Annotated in this window: 12 protein-coding genes and 2 pseudogenes; 10 read left to right on the forward strand and 4 right to left on the reverse strand. The window is 60.0% G+C overall.

Features of this window, described 5'->3' with window-relative positions; translation table 11 throughout:
• The 9 genes and pseudogenes from JCM12296_RS29090 to JCM12296_RS29130 form a co-directional block, all read left to right on the forward strand.
• Positions 1–815 (forward strand): sensor histidine kinase (locus JCM12296_RS29090; RefSeq protein ID WP_172684162.1); only part of this gene is annotated, 815 nt, incomplete at its 5' end.
• Positions 812–1,444, forward strand: coding sequence for a response regulator (locus tag JCM12296_RS29095; protein WP_054700344.1), 633 nt, complete (start codon positions 812–814; stop codon positions 1,442–1,444). The genes JCM12296_RS29090 and JCM12296_RS29095, both read left to right, overlap by 4 nt.
• A gap of 229 nt (positions 1,445–1,673) precedes the next feature.
• Positions 1,674–2,039: a response regulator gene (locus tag JCM12296_RS29100; protein ID WP_054700346.1), complete on the forward strand. Its 366-nt coding sequence runs from the start codon at positions 1,674–1,676 to the stop codon at positions 2,037–2,039.
• Between the two features lie 32 nt (positions 2,040–2,071).
• Complete coding sequence (locus JCM12296_RS29105; RefSeq protein WP_054700348.1) at positions 2,072–2,569, forward strand: universal stress protein; 498 nt, start codon at positions 2,072–2,074, stop codon at positions 2,567–2,569.
• A 69-nt stretch (positions 2,570–2,638) separates the two neighbouring features.
• Positions 2,639–3,412: a hypothetical protein gene (locus JCM12296_RS29110; protein WP_054700350.1), complete on the forward strand. Its 774-nt coding sequence runs from the start codon at positions 2,639–2,641 to the stop codon at positions 3,410–3,412.
• A gap of 322 nt (positions 3,413–3,734) precedes the next feature.
• Positions 3,735–4,427: a MarC family protein gene (locus JCM12296_RS29115; RefSeq protein ID WP_281492193.1), complete on the forward strand. Its 693-nt coding sequence runs from the start codon at positions 3,735–3,737 to the stop codon at positions 4,425–4,427.
• A gap of 39 nt (positions 4,428–4,466) precedes the next feature.
• Positions 4,467–4,849 (forward strand): annotated as a pseudogene (locus tag JCM12296_RS49680) (aminopeptidase P family N-terminal domain-containing protein); the annotation flags it as partial.
• A 54-nt stretch (positions 4,850–4,903) separates the two neighbouring features.
• Positions 4,904–5,686: a M24 family metallopeptidase gene (locus JCM12296_RS29125; protein WP_246805067.1), complete on the forward strand. Its 783-nt coding sequence runs from the start codon at positions 4,904–4,906 to the stop codon at positions 5,684–5,686.
• A gap of 12 nt (positions 5,687–5,698) precedes the next feature.
• Complete coding sequence (locus JCM12296_RS29130; protein ID WP_054700355.1) at positions 5,699–6,172, forward strand: flavin reductase family protein; 474 nt, start codon at positions 5,699–5,701, stop codon at positions 6,170–6,172.
• 207 nt (positions 6,173–6,379) lie between these two features.
• Here JCM12296_RS29130 and JCM12296_RS46125 read toward each other — a convergent pair whose 3' ends face one another.
• Complete coding sequence (locus JCM12296_RS46125) at positions 6,380–6,901, reverse strand: helix-turn-helix domain-containing protein (RefSeq protein WP_246805063.1); 522 nt, start codon at positions 6,899–6,901, stop codon at positions 6,380–6,382.
• Positions 6,883–7,818 carry a helicase C-terminal domain-containing protein gene (locus JCM12296_RS46130; protein ID WP_246805064.1) on the reverse strand — a complete coding sequence of 312 codons (936 nt, stop codon included), beginning with the start codon at positions 7,816–7,818 and terminating at the stop codon, positions 6,883–6,885. Before JCM12296_RS46130 ends, JCM12296_RS46125 begins: the two co-directional genes overlap by 19 nt.
• Here JCM12296_RS46130 and JCM12296_RS46135 point away from each other — a divergent pair.
• Positions 7,784–8,356 (forward strand): hypothetical protein, encoded by a 573-nt coding sequence (locus JCM12296_RS46135; protein WP_246805065.1) that lies wholly within the window; start codon positions 7,784–7,786, stop codon positions 8,354–8,356. The genes JCM12296_RS46130 and JCM12296_RS46135 overlap by 35 nt on opposite strands.
• Here JCM12296_RS46135 and JCM12296_RS46140 read toward each other — a convergent pair.
• Both JCM12296_RS46140 and JCM12296_RS29145 read right to left on the reverse strand, forming a co-directional pair.
• A pseudogene (locus JCM12296_RS46140) lies at positions 8,258–8,881 on the reverse strand (AAA family ATPase); the annotation flags it as partial. The gene JCM12296_RS46135 and the pseudogene JCM12296_RS46140 overlap by 99 nt on opposite strands.
• A gap of 52 nt (positions 8,882–8,933) precedes the next feature.
• Positions 8,934–9,976 (reverse strand): UbiA family prenyltransferase (locus JCM12296_RS29145; RefSeq protein WP_172684163.1); only part of this gene is annotated, 1,043 nt, incomplete at its 5' end.

The raw sequence follows: 9,976 nt of genomic DNA on the forward strand, positions 1-9,976 counted from the left end.
CGGCGGGCGACCTTACGGCGCGCATCGGCCGGCTCGGGGTCAACGACGAGCTGAACCACCTGGCCGGCGTGTTCGACGAGATGGCAGCCGCCCTACAGATGCGCCTCGAGCGGGAAGAGCAGATGCTGGCATCCCTTGCGCAGTCGCGGGAACAATTGCGCGGCCTGAGCGCTCACCAGAATGCCGTGCGTGAGGAAGAGCGGCACCGCATCGCCCGCGAGATCCATGATCAGTTGGGGCAGTCGCTGACCATTCTCAAAATGGACCTCGCCTGGCTGAAGCGGCATCAACAATTGCCGCCCGGCGACCTGAGCGGGAAGATCGAGGCCATGTTCGAAGTCATCGAAGCGGCCATGGAAAACCTGCACGCGGTCATCGCCGAACTGCGACCGGTGATTCTGGATGATTTCGGCCTGGCGGCGGCCATCGAATGGCAGGCCGAGGCCTTCACCCGCCACAGCGGCATCGCCTGCCGCCTGGAAAACGATGGGTTCGAACCGGAGCTTTCGAAAGACCAGGCCACGGCCCTGTTCCGCATCTTTCAGGAAACCCTGACCAACATCATGCGCCACGCCCAGGCCAGCGCGGTCACCGTACACCTGGCCAGATGTGACGGTGAGCTGGTGCTCGAAGTCGCGGACAATGGCTGCGGCATCACACCGGACCAAATCGAGGCGCCCCATGCCTTCGGCTTGATTGGCATCCGCGAACGGCTGCACCCCTTTGGCGGACGCGTGGATTTCACGGGTCAGTCCGGCCAGGGAACCATCGTCACCATCCACCTGCCCCTGCCACCGGAAGGAGAATCCCCATGATCCAGGTCATCATCGCTGACGACCACCCCATCGTACGCGCCGGATTGAAACAGATCATCATGGAAGAGGCCGATATCAGCGTCGCCGCCGAAGCGGCCAACGGCATCGATCTGCTCACCCAGGTGCGCGCCCGGGATTTCGACGTGATCCTTCTGGACCTGACCATGCCGGGCATGGACGGTCTGGATGTCCTCAAGCAGCTCAAGATCGAGAAGCCTCAGATTCCCGTGGTCATCCTCACCATCCATCCCGAGTCCCAATATGCCCTGCGCATCCTCAAGGCCGGGGCGGCCGGCTATCTGACCAAAGCCAGCGCCGACGAGGAGCTGATCCGAGCCATTCGCAAGGTATACAACGGCGGCAAGTATATCAGCTCCACGCTGGCGGAGAAAATCGCCTTCGCCCTGAGCGAGGATCCCGGCGAACTGCCCCATGAAGGCCTGTCCGACCGCGAATACCAGGTCCTGTGCTTGATCGGCGGCGGCAAGACCGTCTCCCAGATCGCCGATGATCTGGCCCTGAGCGTTAAAACCGTCAGCACCTACCGGGCCCGCATTCTCGAGAAAATGCACCTCAAAAACAATGCCGAGCTGATCCACTACGCCGTACAAAACGGCCTCGTGGCGTAGCCCACGGCAGTTTACCGCGTCCCCGCCCCCCATCGCACCATCCGTCCAAACGCCGCGCGGCGAGGGGGTGATTCCCCCTTTCCGGCAGGGCCAGCCCATGACCGCCGGATCCCGTCAGACAAACACTGACACCATCTCCCGCATTTAACTGACAACAAGATCAGACGCCTGCCGATTTTCTACCTTTGGCCCCGAACTTATTATCAAATCAAAAGAAAGGAGCAGGCTCATGAAAAACGTGCTGATCATCGACGATTCCCCCCAGATCCGTGAACGTATCGCCACGCTGTTGGCCGAGTCGCCGCAGATCCGCATCGCCGGCCAGGCCGGCAGCGGCCATGAGGCCATGGCCGCCGTCCAGAAGCTGCATCCCGACACGGTGACCCTGGACATTCACCTGCCCGATCAGAGCGGCATCGCGCTGCTCAAGGTGTTCAAGACCCACTATCCGGAAATGGTCGTCATCATGCTGACCAACTTCGATGATGCCACCTATCGCCGGCGTTGCCGGCACCTGGGGGCGGACCATTTCCTGAGCAAACGCCTGGAGTTCGAAAAGATCGTCGATACGATCATCGCCAACCCGACGCATTGAGGTCATGTGCGGCCCAACGAAAGGAGCTTACCATGGAAACCTTCAACAACATTCTCGTCGTCAGCCGATCCACCCAGCACTGCATCAAGGTACTGCGCACCGGTATCGCCTTCGCCCGTCTATATAACGCCCGCTTGCACGTCCTGCATATCATCCACGATCCTTTCAGCGTCAACGGGTGGAACCTGCCGATACCGTCCCTGGAAGAGGAGTACCGTCACATGGTCGCCAAGGCCCGCAAGGAACTGGATCTCATGATTCAGGCGGAAAAAGCCGAGGGGCTGGTGGTCAACGAATGGGTCAAGGATGGCAACCCGGTCGATGCCATCCGCGAAACGGTCGAGCAGGAACAGGTGGACCTGATCCTCATGCTGGGTCACCGCGAGGGCCGGCTGGAGCACTTTCTGTTCGGCAAGACCAACGACGCCATTATCCGCCAGCTGCCGGCCACCCTGATGCTGGTCAGTTCGCCCTTGCCGGCAAGTAGGCCATCCGCGGCTCCGGCAACCGTCAGCATGTCGACCGAATGATTCTGCGGCTGAAGACTTGCCCCGGCAAGCGATCTCAGTATCTCGACGAAGAGGAGCAATTCTCCAGCAATGGACAATCTTCCCAAACGCAATCTTCTCATCGGTTGTTACGTCTCGGTGCTCATCGCCCTTTTCCTGGGCGTCAGCACCGTACCGATACTGGTCCGCCACGGCGGGCCCCTCACGCATTCGTTTATCCTTCGGGAAGAAACGGTCGAAATGGTCCTTATCGCCACGCTCTTCGTGATCTCGATCCTGATCATGCGAAATTTCATGCGGGCCCTTGATCGCGACCGGTGCCTGATTGATCGTGTCGGGCAGGAAAAATCCAGGCTGGCCTCCCGACTGGCCGACGCGTTCAATTATATCGGTACGGTCAACGTGGAGCTTCAGGAGATCGACACGATGCTCTGCGGCGAGGCCCGCTACCCGGAGAACCGACGGGAATTCAAGGCCCTCATCGATCGGCTGGCCACCCAAGCCATGATCATCGCCGGAACGGACTGGCTGGTCGTCCGCACCATCGAGCGGCACAGCGGTCACACCCTTTACGAACATGCCGTGGCGCGTCCCCTCACGCGCCTGCCGGCGGCCACCCTGGGCAACCGTGACATCCTTGACGCCCGGCGGGTTGCGGGGCTGCGCACCATCGTGACCTGTCAGTGCAATCTCGATTTTCAAACGGTTTTCATCCTTCCAGAAAGTGAAAACAACGAGGTTCGCACCATCCTGCTCAAGGCAATTCTCAACCAGCTCGAGATGTTCCTCATGCTCCACCATGCCAGCTGGCTCAAACCGACGTCCCCAGGCGACCACCTGGGGCCCGTGCAAAAAGACGCTTAAGCTGAAAACCGCAAACCGTTTGTTCTTGGGCACCCCATCATTTCATCATTACAGCCGTCATTCACTGATCCAATTCACCCACTCGATCTGCCCGGAATGCCGCGAAAAGCGCTGTCCCAAATTGTTTCCGCCCAAGGCGTGACGGAGACAGGATAAAGATCGCTCTCGGCGATTGGGACCGGCTTCTCCGGTCTAACCGAAGATTGTTCCCTTGCATTTTCCCGTATCTGGGGGATAAAACACTTCGTAAGGGTATCGTTATTCCATGGACTCAGGGCACGGTTAACGTCACGCCTGACAAGCGAGCGATTTTCCAAGGCGCGTGCGTGAATTTGAACAAGGAGGTGGCAAACGTCGTGAGTGCATTCATGGGTCACGCTGTCTCGGTATTTATGGCCTTCTTCGCATCATGAACCCCATTGCCAACACGCCTGTATTTCTGGGGCTTACCGCCGGAAACGATCCCGCCACGATGCGCAGGATTGCCGCCAAGGCACTCACCATCAGCTTCGTGATCATTGTGGTTTTCTCGGCTGGCGGAAAGTTGATATTCGACCTTTTCGGTATCACCCTTTCAGCCTTTCGCATTATGGGGGGGATTCTGGTTGCCTTGGTCGGTTACCAAATGCTGCATGGTGGCGAACACTCCTCGGTTCAACATCCCAGCGAGGAGGACAAGCGGAAAAGCCTGGACGCCGAGCTTGAAGTCGCCATCACGCCGCTGGCCATGCCAATCCTGGCCGGCCCCGGAACCATCGCCACGGCCATGAACTTCGCATCGGGCGGTGGCGTGTCGGAATTTATCGTGACGGTCGGGGCATTCGTCCTGCTTTGCATCATCACCTATGCATTTTTTGTCTCGGGCAAACGCATGGTGAAGTACATCGGCGATAACGGCATCAAGGTCGTTACCCGACTGATGGGCCTGATTCTCGCTGTGATCGGCGTTCAGATGCTCATTCAGGGCGTTGGCGGTGCCGTTACCGAGTTCCTGAAGATAGGCGGCGTTGGTTAAGAGGGGCGTCTGGCTGAGCAGTTGCAAAGGAGTAGAGAAATGACGGCAGCAAGCAGTGTATCGGAATATGGGCTGGAGCGGGTTCCCGGTGACGACATCCAATTGCGCATCAAACGGTTTCAGCAACGCTTGGCCGCGCTGGACCTGGATGGCGCCCTCCTGCTGCAAAATATCGATATCTACTATTTCAGCGGAACCTTCAACGGGCGATGCTCTTCATCCCCGTTAGCGGGACGCCGCTGTTGATGGTCACCAAGAGCCTTTCCCGCGCAAGCGACGAGTCCCCCCTGGAAAACATCCTTCCGTTAAGCGGGCGTAAGGCGCTTTTGCCGCTCTTGACCGACCACGGATACGGATCCTTGAAACGGGTGGGGCTGGAACTGGACGTCCTGCCGGCAGCCCAGTACATCGGGTTGGGACAACAATTTGCGCAAGCCGAATTTATCGATATCTCACCGACCATCCGACAGCTGCGGATGATCAAATCGGCCTACGAAGTTAAACAGATTCGACGAGCCACCACCGTTGTTGACACGGACTACCGTGAAATCGGCAAGCTCATCCGCGAAGGCATGCCGGAAATCGAGGTGGATGGCCTGCTGGCCAGCCTCGCCCGCCGGCAAGGCCACATGGGCACGATGCGCATGCGCGGGTGGAACCAGGAAATGCCGACCGCCCATGTGCTGGTCGGGGAGACCGGCACCGGGCTTTCCTGCTGCGAAACACCGGTCAATGGGATCGGCATCACCCCGGCCATGCCCCAGGGGGCCGGATTCGGACGGGTGGTCCGGAATCAGCCGATCTACATCGATCATGGGGTGGCAATCAACGGCTACCACAGCGACCAAACCCGCACCCTGGTGATGGGAAAACTCGATGCGACCCTGGCCCGCGCACATGCCTGCAGCCGGGACATCCTGAAACACTTGGAGTCGGTCATCCGGCCCGGAATCACCGCTGAATCCCTTTTCGAGACGGCCCGCCAGATGGCCGCGGAGAGTGGTCTGGCCGACCATTTCATGGGTCATGGGGAGGGGCAGGTCCGCTTCCTGGGCCATGGTATCGGCCTGGAGATCGACGAGTTGCCCGTCATGGCACCGCGCTTCAACCTGCCGCTCGAGGAAAACATGGTCTTCGCCCTGGAGCCCAAGTTCATCTTTCCCGGCCTGGGCACCGTCGGCATCGAGGACGATTATCGGGTCACCGCCGATGGCGTGGAGCGACTGACCCTCACCGAACAGGAAATTCTGTACATCTGAAAGGAGGCCGACATGCAAGACGCTCTGTTGAAAACCATGGCCCACATGACCTACGGGATTTACGTGCTCACCACCCGCGCCGGTGAGACGATCAACGGCATGATCGCCTCCTGGGTCAGCCAGGTTTCCTTTGATCCGCCCCTTTTCATGGTGGCGGTGCATCCCAACCGCTATTCCCATGATCTGCTCATGCAAAGCGGCCATTTCGCCCTGCATGTCATCGATGATCAGCAGAAGGATCTTTTGGCGCGCTTCAAGGGACCGGTGGCCCGGGAAAAGTTCGACGCCATCGCCTGGCACGAGGGGGTAACCGGCTGTCCGATCCTGGAGGATTGCATCGCCAGCGTGGAATGCCGCATCACCCAGCAGCTGGCGCCGGGCAACCACACCCTCTTCGTGGGCGAGGTGGTGGATGCCGTGTTCCATGCCGAAAAGCGGCCCTTGTGCACCCTGGACTACGCCGGCTGCTACCTGGGCAAGAAATGACCACGTTGATCAATATCGATTTGCTTGTCGATCGGATCAGGTGTTTTAGCGACCTTGATGAACTCGTAAAAAGTCGCATTTCCGACGGATTCGTAAAAAGCCCGAGATCAAGGCTTGCGAATCCTGAGGAAGGAGGCGTACTTTCTGCGTACGCCGCAGTGACGAAGGATGAAGCGTAACGCCGATATCGGGCTTTTTACGAATCCGTCAACCCTTAGCCTGGAATTTCAGGTAAGCCTGCACCAGCTTGATCTCCCCGTAGGAAACATCTTCACCCAGGGTTTGTTTGACCTCACGCAAGGGAAGAGGCGGGTCCTTGGCCAATTCCCGTTCGATGCGTTCCTGTTTATCAGATGGAAGCAGCCTGTCGATGGATAGTTCACCGGATGCGACAAAATGCGCCAGGTGACCTTCAATGGTTGAGACGACCAGTTCTCGTTCCTGTGCGATCTGAGCCATGGTAAGGCCCTTTTCAAACATCGCCAGGGAGATCTGTTTGGTTTCACCGCGCGATGGGTTCTTCTTCCGCGGCGCTTCTTCAACCACCGGCGGCGGGTCCGGCAGCATCACCGTCTCAATGCCGTGCTTTTGGCGATAGGCCGTCACCATGGCAAGCAGTTCCTCGCCATAGCGACCGGCCAGCTGCTTGCCGATGCCGTGGATTCGTTTCAAGGCGGCCGGTGTATCCGGCAGATGCACGGCGATCTGAATCAACGGTTTCTGGTGCATGATCTGAAAGGCGGGAACGCCGGCCTCGGCGGCTTGGCACCCCGCCAGGCCTTGAGGGTCTGGAACAGTTCGGGATGGGTGATATCCGACTCGGCATAGGTGGGCAGGGCCGGTTCTTTTTTCTTCGGCTGCCGGCCGGCCTCCGTTTCCGCCGCCGAAATGGCACGAAAATAGGCCGCCGGTGAAAATCCATGGGCACAGCAGCCCACGGCGGCGCGTTTGACCGCAAGGGTCGTCAGAAGGTTTGCCTGGGCCTGGTTGATCTTTTTTGCCAGGGCTTGGTTGTCCGTCTCCACCGCCATTTGTTCAACGGACCGGATCGCGTCACTTACCAGCTTGTCCTGAAAATAGACCGACGCCTTGGCGATGCGCTCGCGCACCACCGGATCGTCCGCCGGCAAGGCATCGGCGGGGAAAAGGCGCTGGAGCTGGCGGCCGAAGCTGTCGCCCACCCGGCTGATGTCGGCCTCGATCTGGCGCTGGATCCCGGCGATATCCGTGATGCCGGACAGTTGCACCACCCCGGGATTGCCCAACACAAGGCCCGTCAATCGACGCAGGCCCCGGCGCAACCGGCCAAAGTCGAAGCATTCCAAGAGAAGACGCTGTTGGTACTGGATCTTGGCCACCGCGAGCCCGGTCCCTGTGGGACGTTTCACCTGGTTGGCCTGGCTGAACTGGCACACGGCGGCATCGGTCTTGATGGCCCGGGAGGTCAGCGGGGTCGAGAGCACGATGCCATCGAGGGTGCGGCAACGACTCAGGGCCACATAGACCTGACCGTGGGCAAAGGCCGCCTGGGCGTCGATAATGGCGCGATCGAAGGTCAACCCCTGGCTCTTGTGAATGGTAACGGCCCAGGCCAGACGCAGGGGGAGCTGTTTGAAACTGCCGATCTTGTTCTCGCTGATCTCCATGGTCTCCCGGTCGAGCATATTCGATGTTGTCCCAGATGGCCGGTTCGACCTCGATCGCCGTTTCGTCCTCGGGGCCGCGGATACGGACCGCCTTGCCCGAGATGCCCGTGATGGTTCCGATCTTTCCATTGAAATAGCGCTTCTCGGGCGAAGGATCGTTGCGCACGAACATCACCTGGGCGCCTTTTTTCAGCGCCAGGGAAGCGGCCGTGGGAAAGGCCTGCGCGGGAAAGTCGCCTTCGATTTCGGCGTCAAATGCAAAAGATTTCTGTTTGACGGCCGCAAGGCGCGCCGTATTGATGGCATCGGCATTGCGGTTGTGGGTGCACAGGGTGATATACCCGGCATCGTCGTCAGGCGCGAACCCCGCGATGTGACGGGCATTGAGGGCCGCCAGCGTGGATGCATCGACCCGGGCGTCGCGCACCCGGTTGAGCAGGTCGATAAAACGGTCATCGGCCTGGCGGTAGATCCGGGTCAGTTCGATGGTCACCAGTTCGGCCTGCTGCAGGGCGCGGCTGCTGAAGAAATAGGGTGAGGCGTAAAAAGGCTCGAGCAGTTGCCAATCCTCGTCCCGGACCACCGGCGGCAGTTGGAAGAGATCGCCGATCATCAGGAGCTGCACCCCGCCGAAGGGCCGGTCGCTACGCCGGTAGCGCCGCAGAACGGCATCCACCCCATCGAGCAGATCGGCCCGCACCATGCTGATTTCATCGATCACGAGAAGGTCGAGATTTCTGATGATGTCGATCTTGTCCCGGCTGAATCGATACTGGGCGCGGGTCGCCTCGCTCCCCGGGACAAAGGGGCCGAAGGGTAATTGGAAAAACGAGTGCAGGGTCACCCCTCCGGCGTTGATGGCCGCCACGCCGGTGGGCGCGGTGACCGCCAGTCGTTTGGAACAGTCGCCTTTGAGGGTGTGCAGGAAAGTGGTTTTCCCCGTCCCGGCCCTGCCGGTCAAAAAGATGTTGCACCCCGTATCGCGGACGTAGGCGTCGGCGAGTGCCAGTTCGGGATTGGGGACGGACATGCTCATGCGAATCTCCATCCGGCAAAAGCGCATCGCCCGGATGACAAACCATCCCCGGTCGGCACGCAAGCGAACCCGGGGACCGTCAAGCTGCCAAGGCGATCCAGATCAGGGTTAACACACCGGAAAACAGGAAGAGGCTCTCAACCAAAAATTCCAGACGGATGCCGGGCCGCATGCGTCCGCTCTCATGGGCCGCCACCAGGACCAGCATGATCCCGGGGCAAAGGGTTAACAAAAATCCCAGCCGTGAAATCAGGCCCACGGCGGCGGCCAGGGCCACCCAAAGGATGCAGATGGTGAGGATGCCTTTGAGTAGCACCACCGTGCGACGCTTGCCCAAAAGGATCGGCAGGGTCTCCTTGCCCACGAGGCGATCGCCCTGAACGTCCAAAAGATCGAAAAAGGCGGTGCGCGAAAAGACCAGGGCAACGGCCCAGACGGACACGGCCAGGATGCCGACGGAAAGAAATCGTTTGGCGGCAAGGCCGGGCAGAAGCGCCACCACAACCCCCCAGGCAGCGGCGATCAGCACGGTTTTGGAGCCGGGCAGATCCTTGATGCGCCGGTATTTGCATCCCAGACCGGCGGGGATCAGGTAAAGGTTGTAGGAGAGCCCCAACAGGCTCATCAGTAAAAGCAGGCTAAAGGCTGTCGGGCCCATGGTCGCGGCCGAGAAAAGCCCCGCGGCCCCGGCGCCGATGGCCAAAATCGACAGGGGCAGGCGGTATTTTTTGTAAAAATGGGCCCGCTCGGGATCGTTGTACGCGTCTTCGGCCGTGCCGGTGAGGTGGTTCAACTGGTGCATGGAAAGCACGTAAAGCATCGCCACGGCGATGGGCGCCGCATCAAACGGAATCTTGAGCAGCCGCGCGCAAGCCAAGGCCAGACATCCGGCCCCCAAGGCCACGTAGACGTTGGTCAACACCAATGGCCGGATAATTCTCGAGAGTGTGCCCAAAAGGTCGCTGCGGCGGGACGCGGGCATCTGTTCCAATTTCCGGTAAACCCGCTGGATGATCCAGTTGGGCGTGGACGCCCCGGCGGTGATCCCCACGGTTTCGACCCCATCCAGGCGGCAATCCCCCAATTCCGCCTCGGTTTCCACATGGAAGGTCGGTTTGCCGC

This window comes from Desulfosarcina cetonica JCM 12296, assembly GCF_001311845.1.
GTDB classification, from domain to species: Bacteria; Desulfobacterota; Desulfobacteria; order Desulfobacterales; family Desulfosarcinaceae; genus Desulfosarcina; species Desulfosarcina cetonica.